This window comes from Paenirhizobium cremeum, assembly GCF_022884085.1.
In the GTDB taxonomy this organism is placed as follows: Bacteria; Pseudomonadota; Alphaproteobacteria; order Rhizobiales; family Rhizobiaceae; genus Allorhizobium; species Allorhizobium cremeum.
In genome coordinates this window covers 38,075-61,053 of record NZ_JAGGCS010000005.1, presented here as the reverse complement: position 1 = coordinate 61,053, position 22,979 = coordinate 38,075, and the positions used below count along the sequence as shown (strand labels likewise).

The following is a 22,979-nucleotide window of genomic DNA, read 5'->3' as shown; positions in this document are numbered from 1 at the left end:
TCAGTTCTTCGCGGCGGCAGGCGCGAAGAGACGGGAAAATCCTGCTTCCGAAGGGCATAGGACGTTGAGGTCCACCGGACCCTCTATGCCGTCGAGGATGCCGTTATCGGCGAACTGCCAGATGGACCATTCTTTGCAACCTTCCTGCTCCGGTTCCCGGGAAATGCTTCGGAGCCAGAGATAATGCTCGGGAAAAAGCGGCTCGTTGCCCTTCAGATAGCGGTCGTGGAAGTCCTGCGTCACATAGAAGATCGGCTTTTGCGGGAACGTACCCCTGATCCCATCCATGAAGGCGTTCAGTTCGCCCGCCAGTTCGTCGACCGTCGGCACCTTGTCGCAATTTCCATGGAACTCGATGTCGACCGCGAGCGGCAGCGTCCCTTCCTCCCTCGGAACCGTGGCGATGACGTTCTGGGCCTGATCCCGCCCCGGTCGGCAGAAGGTGAAGAAGTGGTAAGCGCCGCGTACAAGACCGGCCTCCCCTGCCCTCCGCCAGTTCTCGGCGAATTTCTTGTCTCTGAAATCGCCGCCCTCGGTCGCCTTGATGATGGCGAAGCGCACATTCGGCTGCGCCCCGACCCTTGGCCAATCGATGTCGCCCTGGTGATGGCTGACATCGATGCCCTGGATCGGAAAGTCTTCAAGCGATGGAGAACGGAAGGGAGCCATTTCCGATCTATAGAGAATAAGAGCCGCACATGCAGCGGCCAATGTCACCGAACCGACGATGGTTGCCTTGACCGCACCGCGCATAGCCGCGCTCCCCCCCCCTGGCTTTCCCATGACCGGCACCGGATCTTAGCGCCGGACCGCCACGCAGAGAAGACGTCCGCCACCGGGGGAACCAGCCCGTGTTCAGCTACTTCTTGTGGCCCGCGACGAGCGCCCGGAGGGGCCCGCCTCATTCGCGGCAACGGGTGTCGCCTGGTCCTGCGTGAGCAGGTCACGCAAGGACTCGCCCGGCCGATGGATACGCACGGCATTTCGGCCATCGGCCTTCGCCTGATAGAGCGCGAGGTCGGCTGCCGCGAGCAAGGGATCGAGACTCGATGCCATCTCGTCGGTCGCGGCCACCCCGATGCTGACGGCAACTGGAACGAACCTTCCGTCGATCGTCGTGTGCAGGCATTCGACGGCCCGGCGCATGGCCTCGGCGATGTCGGCCGCATCGCTGGTCCCGACGTTCGGGATGAGGCAGGCGAACTCCTCACCGCCGATGCGGGCCAGAAGCCAATCGGCTTGCATCCGCCCTTCCAGCATGGCGGCAAATTCCATCAGCACCTTGTCGCCGGCGGCATGGCCGTGGGTGTCGTTGATCTGCTTGAAATGATCGATGTCGAAGAGCAGCAGCGCCGAAGGATTGCTCTCAAGCTTCAGCAATGTCTCGGCATGTTCGACGAAGGAACGGCGATTGCGCAGATTGGTGAGCGGATCGCGTTCCGCGACACGGCGGCTTGCACCCTCGTCGCGCTCCAGCGCGAGGATCAGCAGGGTAATGATCGACAGCATGACAAGCAGAGTCTGCAGCAGGGATGCCAACACGAACCAGTCGGCATATTGACCCGGCGCCTTGTAGGGAGGTTCGAGCAACAACGAGCCTACGAGCATCGAGTACCAAACGCCGCCGCGGGCGCAATGCACCCCGGCGGCCAGCTTGCGGGACGGTAGCGGTTCGCGTTGCATGCCAAGCCAGATCTCGCGCCCGCCGAGCACCGAATAGGTACCCAGAATGAGAGCGGCGGCCGCCGTGCGGAACGTCATCGAGGCGTGGAAGATCGGCGTCAGATACAGCACCACCCAGATCACCGTCCCGGCCGCGGCCCGGACGTAGTTGGGGCGCTTTCCTTCGAACACCGCGATCGCCTGCCAGAACAGGCCCAGTGCCAGTGCGCCGGCGCCCGGCGCGAACCCGGCGGAAATCCAGAACGGCACGATTGGACGCATGGCATGTGCGACCGTCCCGAGAAAACCGATGGCGGCCGCGAAGGTCAGGATGCCGAGCAGCACGCTGCTCCAGCGCTGACGCCAAAGGTTTCCGACCAGCAATGCCGAGATCAACGTCGAACACCCATGGATCACCATGATGGTCGGAAGATGCAGGAAATGGTTCATGCTGAAATAAGTGTCCGCTCAAAGAGACCTTGTAGCGTCATCCTACAAGACGGCTCATTGAGAAACCCTTACGCCGACGGCACCGCGGACGGAGCCTCTCACGCCCTCGCCGTCGCCGGGCGGCCAAGTGCCTCTCCTTCCGGAGTCGGGAAGCCTCGCCGCAGTCCTCCTGTCTGCATGCCTTGATGCCAAAATTGGTCCGGCGTTCCGCCGGATTTCCCCTCTTCGGCAACGGTCCGTGCCTTTCCTTCACCCGAACATCTGGCTAGCGTCGCGCGTCGCTGTCGAACCGGGAAGAGATCTCGAATGAAAGCCCTCGCCTATGCCATCACCCTGTTGCTTGCCGCGAGCCCAACGCTTGCCGACGACCTTACGGCGCTCAGCACGACCGCGACGTCGATCACCGGCGACATCAGCTTCGACGACCATGAAATCGTTTTTGAAAACGGCAGGAAACTGGTGTTCGATGAGCTGATCGCCGACAACTTCATCGTCGACGGCAAGAAGGTTCCGGCTTCGGTCTACAGCGTCGAGGGGCGGGAAAATCCGAAGCTCCTCAACGGCAACCGGCTGTGTGGCGAAAGTCCCGTCACCTATCTCGCCTCGTGGCTCGACGACGATGTCACCATGGTCGCCGTGTTCGAGACGCCGGACGCTCCTACGAGCGACGAAACCATGTGCGCGCTCTACACCTATATCTATCCCTGACGGACGTCAGGGACGCTCGCGAACGTCAATCACGAGCACTTGACCTTGCGCCTGAGCCGCGCCATAACACCGCGCATGAAAACGAGCATCTGCATTATTTGCGGGACTATTATTCGCTAGCGCAAACGCTGGCCCGGCCGTTTTCGTCTCCTGTTCAAGTCCCAGATGACAAACGCCCCGGTCCAGCCGGGCAATTGCATTCCGGGAGACAGACATGGCCGCAGGCCTCAAGCTTTACAACACGCTGACACGCGAGAAGATCGATTTCGAACCGATCGATCGGAACAATGTCCGCATGTATGTCTGCGGCCCCACCGTCTATGACTACGCCCACATCGGCAATGCCCGACCGGTCATCGTCTTCGACGTACTCTACCGGCTGCTGCGCCACATCTACGGCGCGGAGAAGGTGACCTATGTCCGCAACATCACCGACGTCGACGACAAGATCAATGCGCGAGCGCTGCGCGACTATCCGAACCTGCCGCTGAACGAGGCGATCCGCGCCGTCACGGAAAAGACCGAGGACCAGTTCCACGCCGACGTGGCAGCCCTTGGCTGCCTGCCGCCCGATGTCGAGCCGCGCGCGACCGACAACATCGCGCAAATGATCGACATCATCCAGAAGCTTCTCGACAAGGGACACGCCTATGTCGCGACCGGTTCCGAGGGCCAGGAAGTGCTGTTCTCGACCACGTCGATGGCGGATTACGGCCAGCTTTCCAAGCGCAAGCTCGAGGATCAGCAGGCAGGTGCGCGCGTCGCCGTCGAGGTCCACAAGAAGAACCCGGCCGACTTCGTTCTCTGGAAGGCGTCGGCTACGACAGAACCCGGCTGGCCAGCCGATTTCACCATCGACGGCGGCAAGGTTGCGATCTACGGCCGTCCCGGCTGGCACATCGAATGCTCGGCCATGTCCGGCCGCTATCTCGGCGACGTGTTCGACATCCATGGCGGCGGGCTGGACCTGATCTTCCCCCACCATGAAAACGAGATCGCCCAGTCGCGTTGCGCCCATGGCACCCATGTCATGGCGAATGTGTGGATGCATAACGGCTTCGTGCAGGTCGAAGGCCGCAAGATGTCGAAGTCGGAAGGCAATTTCGTCACCATCCACGAACTGCTGGCAACCGAGAAATTCGGCGGTCGCAAGTGGCCGGGGGAAGTGCTCAGGCTCGCCATGCTGATGACCCATTACCGCGAGCCGATCGACTTTTCCGTCAAGCGGCTGGAGGAAGCCGAACGCCTGCTGGCCAAGTGGCCTGTTGCCGATGCGGGCGATGCCGCGCCGGATGCAGCCGTCATCGAGGCGCTGAACGACGATCTGAACACGGTGTCAGCCGTGCAGACGCTGCATGCCCTTGCGCATGCCGCCAATGCGGACCCGTCGAAGCTCGGCGTTTTCGCGTCGAGCGCTGCCCTGCTCGGAGTAACGCCGAAGAAGGCCGAAGTCAGCGACGACCTTTCCGCTGCCGTCGAAGCGCTCGTTCAGATGCGACTTGAAATGCTGAAGGCGAAGAACTTCGCGGAAGCCGACAAGATCCGCGACGACCTCTCCGCCCGGGGTATCCAGCTCAAAGACGGCAAGGACAAGGAGACCGGCGAGCGAGTCACCACATGGGAGGTCAAGCGGTGAGCGAACGCATGATGGACCACATGTCGCTGCATGTGGCGGACCTTCCGGCCATGCGGGCCTTCTATGAAAAGGCCTGCGCGCCGCTCAGCATTTCCGTCGTCATGCAGGTGACCAAAGAAATGACCGGCTATGCCGACATGGCGGGTTTCGGCGGCCACAAGCCGTTCCTCTGGCTGGTCGGCACCGAGAAGACCGTACCTCCCCTGCACATGGCGCTGAGAGCCGAAAGCCGCGCCGAGGTCGATGCCTTCTATGCGGCTGCGATGGCTGCCGGTGGGCGGGACAACGGCAAGCCCGGTATCCGCGAGCATTACCACCGTAATTATTACGCAGCCTTCGTCATCGACCCGGAAGGGCACAATCTCGAAGCTGTCTGCCAGAAGCCGGAGTAGAGCCATGAGCGCCGCATCGGAACCGACCTACACCGGAGGCTGTCAGTGCGGCGCGGTGCGCTTCCGCGTCACGGGGGTGCTCACCGATTCCTCCATCTGCCATTGCCGCATGTGCCAGAAGGCTTTCGGCGCCTATTACGCGCCGCTCGTCTCTACCCGCGGGGCGAAACTCGAATGGACCCGAGGCGAGCCGAAGCGGTTCCGCTCTTCCAACTTTGCGCTGCGCGGTTTCTGCGAGAACTGCGGCACGCCGCTGACCTATGAGGCTCCCGACGGTATCGCGGTCGCGGCCGGCGCTTTCGATGATCCGTCGCTTTTGCCGCCCACGGTGCAGTTCGGGACGGAAGGCAAGATCGGCTTCGTCGATCGCCTGCACGAACTGCCGGGACATCGCACGGAGGAGGATGCGGAAGCCGCACCCTTCGTGCTGGATGTCGTTTCCTATCAGCATCCCGACCACGACACCGATGGCGACTGGCCGAGGAAGGAAACGCGATGACCGGGAAGAACCCCAATACCCAGATGCCGAAATGGCTGCTCTACGGCCTCATCGGCAAGGGAGTCCTCGTTGCCGTCATCACCATCGGCGTCGTCGCCTATGTGGCCTTGCGCTAGGAGAAGAACATGGAAGGCGTATTTACCGGTGGATGTCAGTGCGGCGCGGTGCGGTTTCGGGCTGAAAAGCTCGGACGACCGTCGATCTGCCATTGCCGCATGTGCCAGAAGGCATTCGGCGGCTTTTTCGGCGCTCTGGTGACGGCCGACCATGCGCATCTGACATGGACACGCGGCCAGCCCACCCTGTTCCGCTCGTCGGCAAAGGTGAAGCGCGGCTTCTGCCCCAAGTGCGGAACGCCGCTTTCCTACCATGCCGGAGAAGGTATCGAGCTTGCCATCGGCGCTTTCGACCATCCGGAACTGCTGGAACCCCAGGTGCAGGTCAACCATGACAAGCGCCTGCCGTGGATCGATCACCTTTTCGAGAAGCCCGCCGTGAAAACGCCTGAGATGGAGGCCTTCTTCGCATCGGTGGTTTCAAACCAGCATCCCGACCATGATACGGCGGTCTGGCCGCCGGAAGAGGATTGATCGATGACCAGCCAATTGCGCGGCTTCTACCCCGAAATCGAACCCTACGAGACCGGCTTTCTCGACGTCGGCGACGGCCACACCCTCTATTGGGAGCGCGTCGGAACCAAGGGCGGCAAGCCCGCCGTCTTCCTGCATGGCGGCCCGGGGGGAGGATCGAGCCCAACCCAGCGCCGCCTGTTCGATCCGGCAGTCTACGACCTGCTGCTGTTCGACCAGCGCGGCTGCGGCAAATCCACCCCGCATGCCTCGCTGGAGGCCAACACCACGTGGCATCTGGTGGCCGATATCGAGCGCCTGCGCGAGATGGTCGGCGTCGACAAGTGGCTGGTCTTCGGTGGCTCCTGGGGCTCGACGCTGGGGCTTGCCTATGCGGAAACCCATCCGGACCGGGTCTCCGAACTGGTATTGCGCGGCATCTACACGCTGACGAGGCCCGAACTCCTCTGGTACTACCAGTTCGGCGTATCGGAAATGTTTCCGGACCGGTGGGAGATGTTCCAGGCGCCGATCCCGGAAGCCGAACGTCACGACATGATGGGCGCCTACCGCAAATACCTCACCGGCGGCGACCGCAAGAAGCAGCTCGAATGTGCGATCGCCTGGAGCACATGGGAGGGCGCGACCATCACGCTCCTGCCGAACCCCGAATATGCCGCCCATTTCGGCGAGGACGACTATGCGATCGCGTTTGCGCGCATCGAGAACCACTTCTTCGTCCATGGCGGCTGGCTGGAGGAAGGCCAGTTGCTGCGCGATGCGCACAAGCTTCAGGATATTCCCGGCGTCATCGTCCATGGACGTTACGACATGCCCTGTCCGGCCAAATATGCCTGGCAGCTTCACAAGGCCTGGCCGAAGGCGGACTTCCATCTGATCGAAGGCGCCGGCCATGCCTTTCTGGAACCCGGCATTCTCGACCAGCTCATCCGTGCGACCGACAGGTTTGCCGGGAAAGATTGAACAAAGGAATACCCCCTCTGGCCTGCCGGCCAGAGGGGGAAATAGACGGACGACCGCCCGGGGAGGCGAACACATGACACGCGAGAAAATCCATCTCTTCGACACGACATTGCGCGATGGCCAGCAGACGCCGGGCATCGACTTTTCGGTCGAGGACAAGATTGCGATTGCGGCCATGCTGGACGCGTTCGGGCTCGATTACGTCGAGGGCGGCTATCCCGGCGCCAATCCGACCGATACCGCCTTCTTCACGAAAAAGCGCACGGAGCGCGCCGGCTTCGTCGCTTTCGGCATGACCAAGCGCGCCGGCGTCTCTGTCTCCAACGATCCGGGCATCTCGCAGCTTCTGCAGGCGAAGGCCGACGCGATCTGCTTCGTCGCCAAGAGCTGGGACTATCACGTCAAGGTGGCGCTCGGCTGCACCAACGAGGAAAATCTCGATGCGATCCGCGAGAGCGTCGAGGCAGCCATCGGGGCCGGCAAGACGGCGATGGTCGATTGCGAGCATTTTTTCGACGGCTACAAGGCCAATCCGCAATATGCGCTTGCCTGCGCCCGCACCGCCTATGATGCCGGCGCGCGCTGGGTGGTGCTGTGCGACACCAATGGCGGAACGCAGCCGCCCGAGATCCGCGAGATCGTCGCCGCCGTCATCGCGGCCGGCGTGCCCGGCTCCTCGCTCGGCATCCATGCCCATAACGACACCGGACAGGCGGTCGCCAATTCGCTTGCCGCCGTCGAGGCCGGCGTGCGGCAGATCCAGGGAACGCTGAACGGCATCGGCGAACGCTGCGGCAACGCCAATCTGGTGACGATCATCCCGACGCTCTGTCTAAAGGATACCTATGCGTCGCGCTTCACCACCGCGATCGATACGGAAAAGCTGGTCGAGCTGACCCGTCTCTCGCACGCCTTCGACGAGTTGCTCAACCGCTCACCGGATCATCAGGCGCCCTATGTCGGCGCGTCCGCCTTTGCCACCAAGGCCGGCATCCATGCGTCCGCCCTGCTCAAGGACCCGAAGACCTACGAGCATGTCGAACCGCAGAGCATCGGCAATTTCCGCAAGGTCATGGTGTCGGACCAGGGCGGCAAGGCCAATTTCATCAACGAGCTGAAGCGTCGCGGCATCGCCGTGGAAAAGGACGACCCAAAGCTCGACCAGCTCATTTCCATCGTCAAGGAGCGGGAAGCCTCCGGCTATGCCTATGAAGGGGCCGACGCGAGTTTCGAGCTTCTGGCCCGCCGCACGCTCGGCACAGTGCCGAGCTTCTTTTCGGTCGAAGGCTTCCGGGTGATGGTCGAACGGCGCTTCGACGCCAACGGCCATCTGAAGACCGTTTCCGAGGCGGTGGTAAAACTTGTCATCGATGGTGTCAGGGTGATGTCGGTGGCCGAAGGCGACGGCCCGGTCAACGCGCTCGATCTCGCGCTGCGCAAGGACCTCGGCAAGTATCAGACCGAGATCGATGATCTCGAACTGGTCGACTTCAAGGTGCGTATCCTCAACGGCGGCACCGAGGCTATCACCCGCGTCCTGATCGAATCCACCGATAATACCGGCGTGCGCTGGTGGACGGTCGGCGTTTCCGAAAACATCATCGATGCCTCGTTCCAGGCGCTGATGGATTCGGTCGTCTACAAGCTGATGAAGAACCGGCAGCTCGCAGGCAAGATCGCCGCCGAGTGATCGGCCGCGACCGGAAGCGCTGCGTCAGACGGCCGGCGGGTTGAGGCGGGCAAAGCCCTCCTGCCGGTAGTAGGGGAAATGCGGATAGGAAGCGTCAGTGGCGCTTGCCGCATCGAGGGCGGCGATCTGATCGGCCGTCAGGCTCCAGCCGACCGCCCCGAGATTCTGGCGCAACTGCTCTTCGTTTCGAGCACCGATGATGACGGAGGAAACGGTGGGGCGCGACAGGAGCCAGTTCAGCGCGATCTGAGGCACCGTCTTGCCGGTTTCCCCTGCAATTGCCTCGAGCGCATCGACGACGCGATAGAGCCGTTCGTCATCCACCGGCGGGCCGAAGGCCGCGGTTTCGTGCAGCCGGCTCTTTTCCGGGAGAGGTGCGCCGCGGCGGATCTTGCCGGTGAGACGACCCCAGCCGAGCGGGCTCCACACCATGGCGCCCAGGCCCTGATCGAGGCCGAGCGGCATCAGGTCCCATTCGTAATCGCGGCCGACCAGCGAATAATAGACCTGGTTCGCCACGTAGCGCGGCCAGCCGTGACGGTCGGCGACAGCAAGCGACTTCATGATCTGCCAGCCGGCAAAGTTGGAGACGCCGACATAGCGGACCTTGCCTGCATTCACGAGACGGTCGAGCGTCGACAGCACCTCCTCGACCGGCGTCGAGGCATCGAAGGCGTGAAGCTGCAGGAGGTCGATGTAGTCGGTGCCGAGCCGCTGGAGAGCGCCATCGACGCTGGCCGTCAGGCGGGCGGAAGACGTTCCCCAGTCGGCCGGACCATCTCCCATCGGCAGGCCTGCCTTGGTGGAAATCAGCACCTCGCCGCGCCGGCCCCTGATCGCCTGACCGAGCACTTCCTCCGATGCACCGGCGGAGTAGACGTCCGCGGTATCGAAGAGGTTCACGCCCGCCTCAAGGCAGATATCCACCAGACGGCGGGCCTCGGCGGCATCGGAATTGCCCCAAGCTCCGAACAGCGGGCCGGAGCCGCCGAAGGTGCCGCAGCCGAAGCTCAGGACAGGAACGCGGAGACCGGAGGCTCCCAGACGACGATATTCCATTTGACTATCCTTTCCTTGTGGAACGATGGAAACGAGAAGAGAGGGCATGCGTCGGCTCAGGCGCGGGCCGGTTCCGCAGCCGGCCGCCTTGCCTCCCGGCGCATGGCGAAGACGGCGAGCAACACGGCGGCAACCGGAAAGACGGCGGCGACGAGCGGCAGATGGGCAAGGCCCGGACCGTTGTCGATCGAGAGCCCACCGACCCAGGCACCGATGGCGTTGCCGAGGTTGAAGGCGGCGATGTTGAGGCTGGAGGCGAGCGCCTGCCCCATGCCCTCGGCCTTTTGCAGGATACGGAGCTGAAGCGGCGCGACCGTTGCGAAGCCCGCCGCCCCGAGCAGGCCGACCATGACGGCTGCGACCGGCCGGATGCCCATCAGGAACTCCATGGCGATCAGCACGACGCCGAGGGCACCCAGCGAGAGCAGAAGCGCACGGTCGAGATTACGGTCCGCCAGACGACCGCCGAGCAGGTTGCCGACGATCAGCCCGCCGCCGAAGAGTAGCAGGATCGGCGAAACCGCCGCTTCGCTGAAGCCGCTCACCTGTGTCAGGATCGGAGCGATGAAGGTGAAGACGGCGAAGACCGCGGCAAAACCGAGCACCGTCATGGCAAGGCTGGTCACCACCGGCTCGCTCAAGAGCACCGAGAGCGAGCCCGCTTCCTCTGGCTTGTTTTCCGCAGCGTCTTCCTTCGGCAGGAAGATGGCGAGGACCGCGACCGCGATGACGCCGACGACGGCGACGGCCCAGAAAGTCATGCGCCAGCCATATTCCTGTCCGAGCCAGGTTCCGAACGGAACGCCGGCGATATTGGCGACGGTCAACCCGGTGAACATGACGGCTATGGCCGAGGCCCGGCGATCCTGCGGAACCAACCCGGTCGCAACGACGGAGCCGACGCCGAAGAAGGTGCCGTGAGCAAGGGCCGTCACCAGGCGGGCGACCATCAGCGCCTCGAAGCTCGGGGCGAGCGCACAGGCGATGTTGCCGATGGTGAAGATCACCATGAGCATGAGCAGCGTGGTGCGGGGCTTCATGCGGCCGGAAAAGGCCGTCAGAACCGGCGCACCGACAACGACGCCGAGCGCATAGCCGGAAATCAGCAGGCCGGCGGTCGCAATGGAAATGCCGAGATCGCGACTGACGTCGATCAGCAGTCCCATGATGACAAATTCGGTGACGCCGATGCCGAAGGCTCCGGCTGTCAGTGCATAAAGGGCAAGAGGCATTGGATCGTCCTTTCTGATGCCAGCGAGCCCTTCAGATAGACAAGCGAAGTTCGATGAAATAGTCTGCCTTCGAGAACAATATCTGTGAGTTGAAGTCACATATGGGCCGACAGGACATCAACAGGTCCGGAGAGATGGAAGTCTTCGTGCAGGTGGTGGAGCGTGGTGGATTTTCCGCAGCCGCCCGCGCCTGCCGAATGACGCCGTCGGCGGTCAGCAAGCTTGTCGCACGGCTCGAAAGCAGGCTCGGTGCGCGGCTCGTCAACCGGTCGACCCGCAAACTGCTGCTGACGCCGGAAGGACAGGCCTTCTACGAGCGCTGCGTGCGCATTCTCGCGGATATCGACGAGGCCGAGCGAAGTGCTGCCTCGCTCGACAATCCGCGCGGGCTGATCCGTATCAACACCAGCGCCGCCTATGGCACCCACGTGCTCTCCCGTATTCTGTCTCGCTTCCTTTGCGACTATCCCGGCATTTCCGTGGAAATCGTGCAGACGGACTTCGTGGTCGATCTTCTGGCCGAGCGAGCGGATATTGCGGTGCGCGCCGGCCCGATGACCAGCTCCAGCCTCGTTGCCCGCAAACTCGGTGACACTCGACTGATGATCGTCGCCTCCCCGGACTATCTGGCGCGCCACGGCGAGCCCAAAACCGCCGAGGACCTGGAGCATCATTGCCGGTTGGGCTTCGGCTATGTGAGAGCCCTTTCCGACTGGGAGGTTCCGCAAGAAGAAGGGATCGTTTCGGTTCCTGTCGCCGGGCGCGTCAGCGCCAGCGACGGCGAAGCGCTCCGGCACCTGGCCATCGGCGGCACCGGCCTTGCACGGCTTGCGGCCTTCACGGTGCGCGAGGACATTGCCGCCGGCCGTCTGGTGCAGGTGCTCGACGACCCGCGGACACGGCGCAGCGAGGCCTTTCATGCAGTCTATGTCGGCCAGGGCGGCCATCTGCCGGCACGCATCCGGGTCATGCTCGATTTTCTGTCGGAGCATGGCCGGGTTGACTGAAACGCGCGGTTTCCGGCGGGGTTACGAGGGGAACTCGCCTGGAACCTCCGGATCGGCAATCCTGCCGGGCGGGTGGGTCGAAAGACCCCAATCGTCCTCGGAATACCATTCGTCCGGCTGTTCCGGCTGCTTCCACCGCAGGCTGCGCACGGCGCGCCAGTTGTCCGCGAAGGCCGTCCGCAGGCGCGCATGGCTGGCCCAGTCCGAAAACTGCGCTCCCTCCGCCCAGACGAACGACACGCTTTCGATGAAACGTGCGGCATATCCATGCTTTTCTCGCTGCACGAGAAGATAGCCCGCCATGGCGGAATAGACCGGCCTCATGCCGCGTTCCTCGAAAATCGGAACACCGAGGGGAAAGAGCAGACGTCCGCCGGGCTCCAGCCGATCGACCCACGGACCTGCGGGCTGGTCGACGGCGAAATTGACGTAGACGATATCGACGTCGTCCTGCGGCCATTCCAGCCCATTACCTCTGACAACCTCGACATTCGCCCGTCCGGCCAGGCATGCCTCGGCGCGGGCGGCAAGTCCGGCGTCATACTCCACCGCCGTCACATGCCCGTCGGCACCGACCATCTCGGCGAGGATCGCGCTGTAGTATCCGGTCCCGGCGCCGATATGACAGACCCGTTCGCCCGGCTTCGGCGAAAGCGCGTGGATGCCAAGGGCATGCAGCGAAGGACTGCCGTTGTTGACCCCGCGCAGCGCATCGAGGGCGACGAGCACATCGTCGTAAAGACAATCGACACCCTCGGACGGCGCCCTGCGATAGCCGCCATGGCTCGACAGCAGCCAAGGCGGCGGACCGACGAAATCCTCCCGGCGGACCGCGCCGAATGCGGCAAGCAGCGCAGGATCGGGCGGGACCCCGGCCTTTTCCAGCATTCGAACGGCGAACTGGTGCCGTTGCTCCTCGGTCGACCCCCGCAGCATGATCCGTCTCCCAAAAATGCTTGCTACGCCCGCAACGATACAACCTGCCGTATGCGTCGTTCAGATGCAATCAGCCATCGTTCACCGGAATGAATTTGTCCATTCGCGAGGCTTCAGGTAACCGCATCCAACAAAAACGAAGATTAGGGCGGAAATACCATGGCGGACCCCGTTGCTCCGGCAATCAAGAACGAAGACAGCGCGCGCGGCTTTGCGTTTGCGCTGACAGCCTATGTCATATGGGGCTTCCTGCCGCTCTTCATGAAGGCGGTCGCGCACATCCCCCCGACCGAAGTGATCGCGCACCGGGTGATCTGGTCCGTTCCGATTGCGGCGGCCGTACTGCTCGTTCTTAGACGGACGGACGATCTCAAGATCGCGCTGCGATCCCCCCGCATCATGCTGATGGCGGCGCTGACCGCGACACTCATCAGCATCAACTGGGGCCTCTATGTCTGGGCCATCGGCGCCGGACGCGCACTGGACACGGCGCTCGGCTATTTCATCAATCCGCTGTTTTCCATCTTCCTCGGAGCCGTTCTGCTCAAGGAAAAGCTCAAGCCGGCCCAGATCGCCGCCATTGCGCTCGTGGCCATTGCCGTTACGATCCTGACAGTGGAGGCAGGGACACTGCCCTGGGTCTCGCTGGGGCTCACCGTGACCTGGGGCTTCTATGCCTTCTTCCGCAAAACCCTGCCGATCGGACCCAATCAGGGCTTTCTGCTGGAAGTGCTGCTGCTCAGCATTCCTTCGCTCGCCTATATCGGCTATCTCGGCCTTTCCGGCCAGAGCCACTTCTTCGCGACCAGTTCAACCGATACCCTGCTGCTGCTTTCGAGCGGCGTGGTGACGGCCTGCCCACTCATCATCTATGCGAACGGCGCCAAGCTCCTCAGGCTCTCGACCATCGGCATCATGCAGTACATCGCGCCGACGATGATTTTCCTGATTGCCGTCTTCCTCTTCAAGGAACCGCTGGGCACCGCACGCGCGATAGCCTTCCCGCTCATCTGGGTGGCGCTCGTGCTTTATTCGCTGCCGATGATCCGGGACTATCGCCGGCGCTGACGCGCCCGCGGATCAGAGCTTCGAGATGACCTCCTGGGCTCCGTCGGCATTGCCGGCGGCCTCGAGCCTGTCGAGGATTGTCGGCACGACGTCCTCGACATTCGCGACGACCAGCGGCTGGACGCGATGGGCAGTGTGAATGAAGCCCTGATCGCGCATGTGACGGATGAGCTCCAGCATGGGATCCCAGAAACCGTTGACGTTGACGAAGACCATCGGCTTCTCGTGACGGCCGAGCTGCGCCCAGGTCATGATTTCCACGATCTCCTCCAGCGTACCGATGCCGCCGGGGAGCGTTACGAATGCATCGGCGCGCTCGAACATGGCATGCTTGCGTGCATGCATGTCCGGCGTGATAATCAGATCGTCGAGCTGGCCGAGGGAATGGCGGGTGGCCTCCATGTCGACCAGGAATTCCGGTATGATGCCGGTGACCTTTCCGCCGTTGGAAAGCACGCCGCTTGCAACTGCGCCCATGATGCCTTTCGTGCCTCCGCCATAGACGAGGCGCAGTCCGTGAACGGCGATCGAGCGACCGAGTTCACGGCCCGCAGCGATGTAAGCGGGGTCGCGCCCGGGCTGGGAGCCGCAATAGACGCAGACGGATCGAATCGGAAAATTGTTTTCGGCCATAAGCTCAAAAAACTATGCCGATGCCGCGAGGTCAACAAAATAGACGGAAAGCAGTGCGCTGAAACCCGGAATCCCTTGAGAACGCTTGTGAAAACGGTCAGATGAGGCTAGCAATTTCCTTGGGGTCATGGCGGTTTATCCGCCCGGAGAGAAAGAATGATGAAAAATCGCACCGGATGGGTCGCCTTGTTGGTGCTGGGCGTCGCGACATTGCTGATGGTGTTCTTCGTACTGCCGCGGATTTCCGGAACCGGCAAGGATGCCGAGCAGCCGGCGACAACCGCCGCCGATACAGCCAAGGATACCGTGGCGAAGACGGAAACGGCGGTTGCCGATGCAGGCAAGGCTGCTGCCGAAAAGATGGATCGCCTGAAGACCGACGCGACGACGGCGGTCCGCAGCCTGACGGCCTTGTTCGCGGATGGCAAGACGCCGGCAATCGAAGCCTTCGCCTCGGCAAAATCCGCCGCGCAGACCGCTCTTTCGGCACTCTCGGCGCTGGAAATCCCGCAGATGCCGGATACGTCCGCCATCGACGCGCTGACGACCGCCCGCGACAATGCCGCCAAGGCGCTGGCGCTGCTCGAAGCTCTTCCGCAGGACCCCTCGGCGGCGCAGCCTCTCGTGGCTCCGATCGAGAAGACCCTGCTCGCACCGCCTGCTCCCACAGGAACCGGCGGACGGGCACCGGCGGACGAAAGCGCATCCACGCTGCCGCGCTTCGATGTGCTGCGCGTCGAGCCGGACGGCTCGACCGTAATCGCCGGCAATGCCGAACCGGGCTCCAGGCTCGACATCGTCAACGGCGACAAGACCATTTCGTCGGTCGAGGTGCAGCCGAGCGGAGATTTCGTTGCCGTGCTGGAACAGCCGCTGCCGCCCGGCGATCACGTTCTGGCGCTGCGAGCGACAGGCAAGGACGGCAAGACCGAAACGTCCGATGAAGTCGCCACCGTCTCCGTACCCAGTTCCGCGGACGGCAAGCTGCTGGCCATGGTCACGAAGCCCGGCGAAGCAAGCCGTGTCATCACGTCGCCGGAAACGGTCAATTCGGACAGCAAGCAGGCCCGCCTCGCGCAGGAAACCGCAGCGGCGCCTGCCGACACCACAACCGTTCCTTCGGCAGCGGCTCCGTCCGCACCGGCCGAAAAGGCCGAGATCCAGGTCAGCGCGGTGGAGATCGAAGGCAAGCGTATCTTCGTTGCCGGCGAAGCGCCTGCCGGCAGCACCGTGCGCGCCCTGGCCGATGAAACACAAATCGGTGAAACCAAGACCGATGCCACCGGCCATTTCGTCGTGGAAGGCACCATCGACCTTTCGGTCGGCCACCACACCATCACGGTAGAGCTTCTCGACGACAAGGGCGGGGTAAAGCTCAAGGTTTCGGTGCCCTTCGATCGTCCGGCCGGCGAGCAGGTCTCCGTCGTCGCCCAGACCTCCGGCGACGGCACCGGCGCAACGAGCACGCTCATCCCGCTGGAACAGGCCGCCTTTGAAAAACAGCGCGATGCGCTGGCAAAAGCCTTCGACATCCTCCAAGGGCTTTACGCCGACGGCAAGTCGCCGGCGATCGAAGAGCTGGCTGCCGCCCGTTCGGCAACCGAAATCGGCCTCACGTCGATCGCCGATTTCCGCCTGCCGGCGGCATCGAGCCAGGCGGTCGTCGATTTCATTTCCCAGGCCACCTCAAGCGCAAAGACGGCGCTTGCCGCGCTTCAGGCCGTGCCGGCAGGCGACGTCAAGGCGATGGGCACCGCCCTGCCTCAGCTCGCCCGGCTGATCGAGGCGATCCTCGCGCCGATGGCGCCTGCCGTACCCGCCGGCGATGGGAGCCCGACGGCACAGAGCACTTCCGGCACGACCGAAACGGCAGCCGCCGCGCCGAAGACGATCACGCAGGCGCCGCTGCAGGCGAGCCGCAACAGCGTCATCATCCGGCGCGGCGACACGCTGTGGCAGATCTCGCGCCGCGTCTACGGTCAGGGCGTCCGCTACACGACCATCTATCTGGCGAATGCCAAGGAGATCACCAATCCGGACAGGATCGAGCCGGGACAGATCTTCTCCGTGCCGGACGAAGCCCTGCCGAATGCCGAAGAGCTCCACCGCAAGCGGCTGCATGGCGAAAAGCTGAACTAAGGATCAAAAAACGCCCATTGCAATGACGGGGGCGAAACCCTATTTGCCGAAAGGCGGCGGCCCGGACAGGACCGCCGCCTTTTATCGTTTGCGGAAGGACGGGGCCGGCATTCATGGCTGAGAAGAAGAAGACGGTTTCGGCGGATAGCAGCAATCCGCTTGATACGCTGGTCAATCTCTGGCCCTACATGTGGCCCGCCGACCGGTTCGACCTCAAGATGCGGGTCGTATGGGCGACCGTTTTCCTGATCGTCTCCAAGTTCGTGCTGATCCTGGTTCCCTATTTCTTCAAATGGGCGACGGACGCGCTGAATGGCAAGCTCGACATGGCAGGGCTCCTGCCCGCTTTCCTGCTGGGGGCGGTGGTTCTCGTCATCACCTACAATCTCGTGCGCATCGCGCAGGTCGGCCTGAACCAACTGCGTGATGCGTTGTTCGCCAGCGTCGGGCAATATGCGGTCCGCCAGCTCGCCTACAAGACCTTCGTCCACATGCACCAACTTTCCCTGCGCTTTCATCTGGAGCGCAAGACGGGCGGTCTGTCGCGCATCATCGAGCGCGGCACCAAGGGTATCGAGACGATCGTCCGCTTCACAATCCTCAATTCCGTCCCCACGTTTATCGAGTTCCTGCTGACGGCCGTGATTTTCTGGTGGGGCTACGGCTTCTCCTATCTTGCCGTGACGGCCGTCACCGTTTGGGCCTATATCTGGTTCACCATCAAGGCGAGCGATTGGCGCATCAATATCCGCCGGGCGATGAACGACAGCGACACCGACGCCAACACCAAGGCGATCGATTCGCTTCTCAATTTCGAAACCGTCAAATATTTCGGCAACGAGGAGATGGAAGCCAAGCGCTTCGACGCATCGATGGCGCGCTACGAAAAGGCTGCCACCGAGGTTTGGACCTCGCTCGGCTGGCTGAACTTCGGCCAGGGCGTGATCTTCGGCGTCGGCACGGCCATCATGATGGTCATGTCCGCGCTCGCCGTGCAACGCGGCGAGCAGACCATCGGCGACTTCGTCTTCATCAATGCCATGCTGATGCAGCTCTCCTTCCCGCTCAACTTCATCGGCTTCGTCTACCGCGAAATCCGGCAGGGGCTGACCGACATCGAACAGATGTTCGACCTTCTCGAAGTGGAGGCGGAGGTGGTCGACAAGCCCGGCGCACCGGCGCTCGCCATCGGTCAGGGCAGCATCGTCTTCAAGGACGTGCATTTCGCCTACGATCCGCAGCGGCCGATCCTCAAGGGCATTTCGTTCGAAGTGCCGGCGGGCAAGACCGTCGCCGTCGTCGGCCCTTCCGGCGCCGGCAAGTCGACGATCTCGCGGCTGCTCTATCGTTTCTACGACATCCAGCAGGGATCGATCACCATCGACGGCCAGGATGTACGCGACGTCACCCAGCACAGCCTGCGCGCGGTCATCGGCATGGTGCCGCAGGATACGGTCCTGTTCAACGACACTATCGCCTACAACATCCGCTACGGGCGCCCGACGGCAAGCGATGCGGATATCGAGCAGGCGGCCGATGTCGCGCAGATCAGCCGCTTCATCCGCGACCTGCCGGACGGTTTCAAGACGATGGTCGGCGAGCGAGGACTGAAACTTTCCGGCGGCGAAAAACAGCGCGTTGCGATCGCCCGAACCGTCCTCAAGGCACCGCCGATCCTGATCCTCGACGAGGCCACTTCGGCGCTGGACACCACGACCGAACAGGAGATCCAGGCGGCGCTCGACATCGTCTCCAAGAACCGCACGACGCTGGTCATCGCGCACCGGCTCTCGACAGTGGTCGGAGCGGACGAGATCATCGTGTTGAAGGGCGGGGAGATCGCCGAGCGCGGCACGCATTCGGCTCTGCTGGAGATGAACGGACTTTACGCCTCGATGTGGAACCGCCAGCGCGAGGCCACTCAGGCGGAAGAGCATCTGCGGCAGGTACGCGAGAGCGACGAACTCGGCGTCATCGTGCGCAAGGCGCCGGCCACCTGACCGGCGGCCTTGCCGGTTCAGACTGCGATCCGCAGCCGGTTTCGCCCTTCGCGCTTGGCGACGTAAAGGGCTGAGTCGGCCCGCTGCAGAGCCTCATCGAGGCTTTCCGACCCCGGATCGAACTCGGCCAGCCCGATGCTGACCGTTCCGGCGACGGAGGAAAGGACATCGAGGCGGCAGAACCGTTCGACCTCGCCGCGCATGGCGTCCGCGACCGCAGCGGCGCTCTCCAGCGTCATTCCGGGAAAAAGCGCGTAAAACTCCTCGCCTCCGGCTCGGGCAACGATATTACCTTCGCCGCTGGCAGCTTCGATCACCTGGGAAACCGCACAGAGCACCTTGTCGCCTTCAGAGTGGCCGAGACGGTCGTTAATCAGTTTGAATTGGTCCACATCGATGACCGCCACCGAGACCGGCTTCGCCTCGCTGCGCGCCCATTCGGCGGCATCCTGTGCGAGTTGGAAGAACTTGCGGCGATTATAGGCATTGGTCAGGGGATCGCGTTCGGCAGCCTCGATAAGCTGCGCCTCAAGACGCTTGCGGTCGGTAATGTCCAGAATGGCGCCGGCAATCCCATAGACGTCCTCGTTCCGGCTTTTGATGGCCGCCTTCTGGAATTCGACGAAACGGACTTCGCCGACGGAACGGCAGACCCGGCTTTCATAGACCTGCACGCCGCCGCTTTCGAACAGGGCCTCGTCAGCCTCCTGGTAGCGTCTTGCGATCTCCTCCGGGGCGACGTCGTAGACGCTCGCACCCAGAATGGTTTCCAGCGAGAGGCCGAGATATTCGGCAAAGGCCCGGTTGCAGCCAACATAGATGCCGTCCACGTTCTTGAAGAAAATCGGCGTCGGCAGATGATCGATGCAGGCCTGAAGGTAATCGCGTTCGAGGCTCACATGGCCGATCTCGTCGTCGGCGTGCCGCGCGCGCATGATCGCCCTGCGGGCGCGGGAAAGACAGCGCGCGATTTCCGCGTCATCGGCATTTGCCAGTACATCGTCGGCGCCGAGTTCCAGCGCGCGTTCGAACCAGCGAGGCGCCAGTTCCTCCTCCGTCACGACGATGAGATAGGCGCGGTCGCCGAGCAGGCGGCGCAGGTCGCGGATCTGTGCACCGAGGCCTTCCTGCGCAAGCGGTGCAAAGACGATGGCGCGATCGCCAATCGCGGCGACGTCGTGTCTTACCGTTACGCCAGCCTGCAGCAGAACCGAAGGAACAATGCGATCCGATGCCGCGATCCAGAGCAGATCGCCCCGTTGTCGGCCCCGCATATCCTCGTCAGAAGTCTTTTCAGCCTTGTGCACTCGATCGCCCAGCCCCTCGCGAGATGTCCCGCGCATACCCCCATCCGTTTTATACCCCTGTTTCTATCGGGTAATCGTTGACGGAAAGTGCACGAACCACCAAGTTTGCGGCAGTGCAGCACGCAGCGTCGACTCGCCTTCGAGCGGCGATCCAAGTGTCACACGAACAAGCTTTGATGGTCGCAAGCATTGCCCCGGAAGCGCTTTCGGAGTAGTCAGCAGCCACTATCAGACGTTCGCGCGCTTGTTTCGGCACTCCCGGAGCAACCCCGGCGGACCGGATATCAATGAAGCGATGAAACGAGGTAATCATGGATCTGTTCGAGAGCATTCGTAAGACCATCGTACCGGTACATAAGGAAGGCTATCCTTTCGTTGCCGCATTCTTTGTGGCCTCGCTCATCCTTGGCTGGATTTTCGAACCGCTGTTCTGGGTCGGCATGGTGCTGACGCTCTGGTGCGCCTATTTTTTCCGCGATCCGGAGCGCGTGACGCCGCAGGACGACGATCTGGTCATCAGCCCTGCGGATGGCCGGGTTTCGGCGATCCAGATGGTGACGCCGCCCGAGGAACTCGGCCTCGGCAACGAAGCCATGCTGCGCATCTCGATCTTCATGAACGTCTTCAACTGCCATGTGAACCGCGCTCCGGTGCGCGGCCGCGTCATCAACGTGGCCTATCGCGAAGGCAGCTTCCTGAACGCCGAACTCGACAAGGCGAGCCTGGAAAACGAGCGCAACGGCCTCGTGATCGAAAGCACCCATGGCGAGATCGGTGTCGTGCAGATTGCGGGCTTCGTGGCGCGCCGCATCGTCTGCTGGACCCATCCCAACGAGCCGCTGGACGCCGGCGAACGCTTCGGCCTGATCCGCTTCGGATCGCGTCTCGATGTGTTCCTGCCGGCAGGGGCTGAACCGCGCGTGGCCCTCGGCCAGACGGCCATCGCCGGCGAAACCGTAATTGCCGAATTCGGCTCCTCCAAGGGTCCGGTCGTCAGCCGGCGAAGCTGAGCGCGCCGCGAGGAGCAAGGCATATGCAGACAGCACAGCAGCAGCCCGATGGCACGGTCAAGGATGACGGTTTGCGTGGGCCCCGGCTTCGGGAAATCCCGCTCCGCCTGGTGATTCCGAACCTGATTACGGTGCTTGCCATCTGTGCCGGCCTCACCGGCATCCGGCTGGCCTTCGAAAACCGCTATGAACTCGCCGTGACGATGGTGCTGGCGGCTGCCTTCCTTGACGGCATAGACGGCCGGATCGCCCGCATGATGAAGGCGACATCCAAGTTCGGCGCGCAGATGGACTCGCTGGCGGACATCGTGAACTTCGGTGTCGCCCCGGCGCTCGTGCTTTACGTGTTCCTGCTCGATCAGGCCCGCTCGCTCGGCTGGATTGCGGCCTTGATGTATGCCATCGCCGCAGGCCTCCGGCTGGCTCGCTTCAACGTCATGGCCGAACGCGAGACCAAGGCGCCCTGGCAGTCCGAATATTTCGTCGGCGTGCCGGCGCCGGCTGGAGCTTTGCTGGTGTTGCTGCCCGTATATCTGGGTTTTCTCGGCGTACCGCCGACGGCCCCGGTCGCCTATGCCGGTGCAGTCTACACCGTGCTGATCGGCTATCTTCTGGTCAGCCGCCTGCCGGTCTGGTCCGGCAAGTCGGAGACGAGCCGCATCCGGCGCGACCTGGTGCTGCCGATGATTCTCGGCGTCGTGCTTTACGTCGCCCTTCTGATGAGCTTCACCTTCGAGGTCCTTTCCCTCACCGTGCTTGCCTATCTCCTGTCCCTGCCCTTCGGCGCAAGGGCATGGCACCGCCGCTACGGTACGCTCACCATCGGCGAAGAAGGCCACGAAAGCGGCCTTTCCGAGATCGATCGCGGTCTTTGAGCCCAGCGAAACCGCTCCCGCTCCCTGACGTTTTCCGCGAAGGCCAATCGCGAAATATGGTTGACATTGACCAAATTTGATTTGCGTCATGGAAAGCGTCACGTTTTTGTCATGATCTGCTCAGACAGAGCAAAAAATAAAAAAAGACAAAGACATCAGGAAACACCACAGGAGCATGTCATGAAAAAGAAGAAGACTTCCACCGAGGGGAAGCCTCCGGCCAGCAATCTGGATTCCCATTACCGGCCTCTCGGCCTGAAGGCGGTTCTCGCCGCCGCGCTGATGCTGAAGCGCAAGCCCGCCAAGCGACTTGCCTGAGCTCCGTCAAAAAAGACTGAGCTGGTCAGGTTTCGCCCTGGGCGCCGGCACTGTTGCCGGTTGAAGACTGTCACCCACCGGTTCCTGGATCTCGGGACCGGTATTGGCGACCTTGTTGACAAGACTTGAAACGGGCACCGCCTCGAAGAAATCCTCTTTCGCCGGAACCATCAGATCGGCCACGTCGCGCGGCTCGCCGGATTTGCAGTCGAGCCAGCGCGTGTAATCCTCAGGGTTAATGACGACCGGCATGCGGTCGTGAATGCGGCCGATGATGCGGTTGGCGGCCACGGTCAGGATTGCAGCCGTATCCACTTCGGAACCGTCTGCTGACGACCATGTCTCCATCAGGCCGGCAAAGGCGACGCATCGTCCGTGGCGCGGTCGTATCCAGTAGGCCTGGGATGCCTCGCCGCTTTCCTTTCCGGGACGATGCCATTCATAGAAGCCGGAGGCGGGAACCAGCACGCGGCGGTGGCGCATCGCTGCGCGAAACGACGCCTTGCCGATCGCCGTTTCCGAGCGTGCATTGATAAGCAGCGGAAAATCCCTGGGGTCCTTGACCCAGGAGGGCATGAAACCCCAGCGCACCAGCATCGCCTGCCTCTCCGGCAGATTGCTGCCCGGCTCCCGCCGGTCGCTCGCAACGATCACGAGAATGGGCTGCGTAGGGGCTATGTTGTAGCGGGCGGGAAAGCCCTCGAGCTCCACGAGCCCGAAGGCTTCGCGGACATCGTCGGGCTTTGCCGTCAGTGAAAAGCGTCCACACATGCAGCGATCCATGCCAGCCGCGCGACAGGCGGTC

At 62.8% G+C, this 22,979-nt stretch carries 22 protein-coding genes; 14 read left to right on the top strand and 8 right to left on the bottom strand.

Going from position 1 to position 22,979, the window contains the following annotated elements; all coding sequences use genetic code 11:
- Entirely contained in the window at nt 1-753 is a 753-nt protein-coding gene (locus tag J5N58_RS10670; protein ID WP_113437922.1) for a glycoside hydrolase family 25 protein, read from the bottom strand.
- A 102-nt stretch (nt 754-855) separates the two neighbouring features.
- Nucleotides 856-2,007, bottom strand: a complete 1,152-nt coding sequence (locus tag J5N58_RS10665) for a GGDEF domain-containing protein (protein ID WP_162708142.1) — start codon at nt 2,005-2,007, stop codon at nt 856-858.
- A 411-nt stretch (nt 2,008-2,418) separates the two neighbouring features.
- On the opposite strand from J5N58_RS10665, the gene J5N58_RS10660 reads away from it, so the two are divergent.
- The 7 genes from J5N58_RS10660 to cimA all read left to right on the top strand — a co-directional run bounded on the left by J5N58_RS10660 (nt 2,419) and on the right by cimA (nt 8,590).
- Entirely contained in the window at nt 2,419-2,820 is a 402-nt protein-coding gene (locus tag J5N58_RS10660) for a hypothetical protein (protein ID WP_244710748.1), read from the top strand.
- A 214-nt stretch (nt 2,821-3,034) separates the two neighbouring features.
- A complete protein-coding gene (gene cysS, locus J5N58_RS10655; RefSeq protein WP_244710746.1) occupies nt 3,035-4,456 on the top strand; it encodes a cysteine--tRNA ligase in 1,422 nt (473 codons plus the stop codon).
- Nucleotides 4,457-4,464: 8 nt separating this feature from the next.
- Nucleotides 4,465-4,848 (top strand): VOC family protein, encoded by a 384-nt coding sequence (locus J5N58_RS10650; RefSeq protein WP_113338821.1) that lies wholly within the window; start codon nt 4,465-4,467, stop codon nt 4,846-4,848.
- A gap of 4 nt (nt 4,849-4,852) precedes the next feature.
- A complete protein-coding gene (locus J5N58_RS10645; RefSeq protein WP_113338645.1) occupies nt 4,853-5,347 on the top strand; it encodes a GFA family protein in 495 nt (164 codons plus the stop codon).
- Nucleotides 5,348-5,472: 125 nt separating this feature from the next.
- Nucleotides 5,473-5,937, top strand: a complete 465-nt coding sequence (locus tag J5N58_RS10640) for a GFA family protein (protein WP_113448800.1) — start codon at nt 5,473-5,475, stop codon at nt 5,935-5,937.
- Between the two features lie 3 nt (nt 5,938-5,940).
- On the top strand, nt 5,941-6,900 hold the full coding sequence (pip, locus tag J5N58_RS10635) for a prolyl aminopeptidase (RefSeq protein WP_112827346.1): 960 nt from the start codon (nt 5,941-5,943) through the stop codon (nt 6,898-6,900).
- A 73-nt stretch (nt 6,901-6,973) separates the two neighbouring features.
- Entirely contained in the window at nt 6,974-8,590 is a 1,617-nt protein-coding gene (gene cimA / locus J5N58_RS10630) for a citramalate synthase (RefSeq protein WP_113444118.1), read from the top strand.
- A 24-nt stretch (nt 8,591-8,614) separates the two neighbouring features.
- Here cimA and J5N58_RS10625 read toward each other — a convergent pair whose 3' ends face one another.
- Nucleotides 8,615-9,649 carry an aldo/keto reductase gene (locus tag J5N58_RS10625; RefSeq protein ID WP_113444119.1) on the bottom strand — a complete coding sequence of 345 codons (1,035 nt, stop codon included), beginning with the start codon at nt 9,647-9,649 and terminating at the stop codon, nt 8,615-8,617.
- 56 nt (nt 9,650-9,705) lie between these two features.
- On the bottom strand, nt 9,706-10,881 hold the full coding sequence (locus tag J5N58_RS10620; RefSeq protein ID WP_244710744.1) for an MFS transporter: 1,176 nt from the start codon (nt 10,879-10,881) through the stop codon (nt 9,706-9,708).
- Nucleotides 10,882-10,982: 101 nt separating this feature from the next.
- Between J5N58_RS10620 and J5N58_RS10615 the strand changes: the two genes are divergently transcribed.
- Nucleotides 10,983-11,888, top strand: a complete 906-nt coding sequence (locus J5N58_RS10615) for a LysR family transcriptional regulator (protein WP_113338641.1) — start codon at nt 10,983-10,985, stop codon at nt 11,886-11,888.
- Nucleotides 11,889-11,909: 21 nt separating this feature from the next.
- On the opposite strand, the gene J5N58_RS10610 is transcribed toward J5N58_RS10615, so the two are convergent.
- Nucleotides 11,910-12,824: a protein-L-isoaspartate O-methyltransferase family protein gene (locus J5N58_RS10610; protein ID WP_113338640.1), complete on the bottom strand. Its 915-nt coding sequence runs from the start codon at nt 12,822-12,824 to the stop codon at nt 11,910-11,912.
- A gap of 159 nt (nt 12,825-12,983) precedes the next feature.
- Here J5N58_RS10610 and rarD point away from each other — a divergent pair, with 159 nt between their 5' ends.
- Nucleotides 12,984-13,892 (top strand): EamA family transporter RarD, encoded by a 909-nt coding sequence (gene rarD, locus J5N58_RS10605; protein ID WP_113338639.1) that lies wholly within the window; start codon nt 12,984-12,986, stop codon nt 13,890-13,892.
- Nucleotides 13,893-13,904: 12 nt separating this feature from the next.
- Here rarD and J5N58_RS10600 read toward each other — a convergent pair whose 3' ends face one another.
- Nucleotides 13,905-14,525: an LOG family protein gene (locus J5N58_RS10600; RefSeq protein WP_112827353.1), complete on the bottom strand. Its 621-nt coding sequence runs from the start codon at nt 14,523-14,525 to the stop codon at nt 13,905-13,907.
- A 156-nt stretch (nt 14,526-14,681) separates the two neighbouring features.
- Here J5N58_RS10600 and J5N58_RS10595 point away from each other — a divergent pair, with 156 nt between their 5' ends.
- Nucleotides 14,682-16,664: a LysM peptidoglycan-binding domain-containing protein gene (locus tag J5N58_RS10595; protein WP_244710742.1), complete on the top strand. Its 1,983-nt coding sequence runs from the start codon at nt 14,682-14,684 to the stop codon at nt 16,662-16,664.
- A gap of 113 nt (nt 16,665-16,777) precedes the next feature.
- Nucleotides 16,778-18,664, top strand: coding sequence for an ABCB family ABC transporter ATP-binding protein/permease (locus tag J5N58_RS10590; RefSeq protein ID WP_112827355.1), 1,887 nt, complete (start codon nt 16,778-16,780; stop codon nt 18,662-18,664).
- 17 nt (nt 18,665-18,681) lie between these two features.
- On the opposite strand, the gene J5N58_RS10585 is transcribed toward J5N58_RS10590, so the two are convergent.
- On the bottom strand, nt 18,682-20,007 hold the full coding sequence (locus tag J5N58_RS10585) for a GGDEF domain-containing protein (protein WP_244710740.1): 1,326 nt from the start codon (nt 20,005-20,007) through the stop codon (nt 18,682-18,684).
- Between the two features lie 275 nt (nt 20,008-20,282).
- Between J5N58_RS10585 and J5N58_RS10580 the strand changes: the two genes are divergently transcribed.
- The 3 genes from J5N58_RS10580 (at nt 20,283) to J5N58_RS10570 (ending at nt 22,174) form a co-directional block, all read left to right on the top strand.
- Nucleotides 20,283-20,981, top strand: coding sequence for a phosphatidylserine decarboxylase (locus tag J5N58_RS10580; protein WP_112827357.1), 699 nt, complete (start codon nt 20,283-20,285; stop codon nt 20,979-20,981).
- Nucleotides 20,982-21,004: 23 nt separating this feature from the next.
- Complete coding sequence (gene pssA / locus J5N58_RS10575) at nt 21,005-21,856, top strand: CDP-diacylglycerol--serine O-phosphatidyltransferase (RefSeq protein WP_112827358.1); 852 nt, start codon at nt 21,005-21,007, stop codon at nt 21,854-21,856.
- Between the two features lie 180 nt (nt 21,857-22,036).
- A complete protein-coding gene (locus J5N58_RS10570; RefSeq protein WP_244710738.1) occupies nt 22,037-22,174 on the top strand; it encodes a hypothetical protein in 138 nt (45 codons plus the stop codon).
- Nucleotides 22,175-22,180: 6 nt separating this feature from the next.
- Here J5N58_RS10570 and J5N58_RS10565 read toward each other — a convergent pair whose 3' ends face one another.
- Nucleotides 22,181-22,945, bottom strand: coding sequence for an SOS response-associated peptidase (locus J5N58_RS10565; protein WP_244710736.1), 765 nt, complete (start codon nt 22,943-22,945; stop codon nt 22,181-22,183).
- Between the last annotated feature and the right edge of the window lie 34 nt (nt 22,946-22,979).

What these genes read in the sequence shown, in the direction of transcription:
- J5N58_RS10670 (WP_113437922.1), bottom strand. Translation starts at nt 753, where the DNA reads ATGCGCGGTGCGGTCAAGGCAACCATCGTCGGTTCGGTGACATTGGCC.
- J5N58_RS10660 (WP_244710748.1), top strand. Translation starts at nt 2,419, where the DNA reads ATGAAAGCCCTCGCCTATGCCATCACCCTGTTGCTTGCCGCGAGCCCA.
- cysS (WP_244710746.1), top strand. Translation starts at nt 3,035, where the DNA reads ATGGCCGCAGGCCTCAAGCTTTACAACACGCTGACACGCGAGAAGATC.
- J5N58_RS10650 (WP_113338821.1), top strand. Translation starts at nt 4,465, where the DNA reads ATGATGGACCACATGTCGCTGCATGTGGCGGACCTTCCGGCCATGCGG.
- J5N58_RS10645 (WP_113338645.1), top strand. Translation starts at nt 4,853, where the DNA reads ATGAGCGCCGCATCGGAACCGACCTACACCGGAGGCTGTCAGTGCGGC.
- J5N58_RS10640 (WP_113448800.1), top strand. Translation starts at nt 5,473, where the DNA reads ATGGAAGGCGTATTTACCGGTGGATGTCAGTGCGGCGCGGTGCGGTTT.
- pip (WP_112827346.1), top strand. Translation starts at nt 5,941, where the DNA reads ATGACCAGCCAATTGCGCGGCTTCTACCCCGAAATCGAACCCTACGAG.
- cimA (WP_113444118.1), top strand. Translation starts at nt 6,974, where the DNA reads ATGACACGCGAGAAAATCCATCTCTTCGACACGACATTGCGCGATGGC.
- J5N58_RS10625 (WP_113444119.1), bottom strand. Translation starts at nt 9,649, where the DNA reads ATGGAATATCGTCGTCTGGGAGCCTCCGGTCTCCGCGTTCCTGTCCTG.
- J5N58_RS10620 (WP_244710744.1), bottom strand. Translation starts at nt 10,881, where the DNA reads ATGCCTCTTGCCCTTTATGCACTGACAGCCGGAGCCTTCGGCATCGGC.
- J5N58_RS10615 (WP_113338641.1), top strand. Translation starts at nt 10,983, where the DNA reads ATGGGCCGACAGGACATCAACAGGTCCGGAGAGATGGAAGTCTTCGTG.
- J5N58_RS10610 (WP_113338640.1), bottom strand. Translation starts at nt 12,824, where the DNA reads ATGCTGCGGGGGTCGACCGAGGAGCAACGGCACCAGTTCGCCGTTCGA.
- rarD (WP_113338639.1), top strand. Translation starts at nt 12,984, where the DNA reads ATGGCGGACCCCGTTGCTCCGGCAATCAAGAACGAAGACAGCGCGCGC.
- J5N58_RS10600 (WP_112827353.1), bottom strand. Translation starts at nt 14,525, where the DNA reads ATGGCCGAAAACAATTTTCCGATTCGATCCGTCTGCGTCTATTGCGGC.
- J5N58_RS10595 (WP_244710742.1), top strand. Translation starts at nt 14,682, where the DNA reads ATGATGAAAAATCGCACCGGATGGGTCGCCTTGTTGGTGCTGGGCGTC.
- J5N58_RS10590 (WP_112827355.1), top strand. Translation starts at nt 16,778, where the DNA reads ATGGCTGAGAAGAAGAAGACGGTTTCGGCGGATAGCAGCAATCCGCTT.
- J5N58_RS10585 (WP_244710740.1), bottom strand. Translation starts at nt 20,007, where the DNA reads ATGCGCGGGACATCTCGCGAGGGGCTGGGCGATCGAGTGCACAAGGCT.
- J5N58_RS10580 (WP_112827357.1), top strand. Translation starts at nt 20,283, where the DNA reads ATGGATCTGTTCGAGAGCATTCGTAAGACCATCGTACCGGTACATAAG.
- pssA (WP_112827358.1), top strand. Translation starts at nt 21,005, where the DNA reads ATGCAGACAGCACAGCAGCAGCCCGATGGCACGGTCAAGGATGACGGT.
- J5N58_RS10570 (WP_244710738.1), top strand. Translation starts at nt 22,037, where the DNA reads ATGAAAAAGAAGAAGACTTCCACCGAGGGGAAGCCTCCGGCCAGCAAT.
- J5N58_RS10565 (WP_244710736.1), bottom strand. Translation starts at nt 22,945, where the DNA reads ATGTGTGGACGCTTTTCACTGACGGCAAAGCCCGACGATGTCCGCGAA.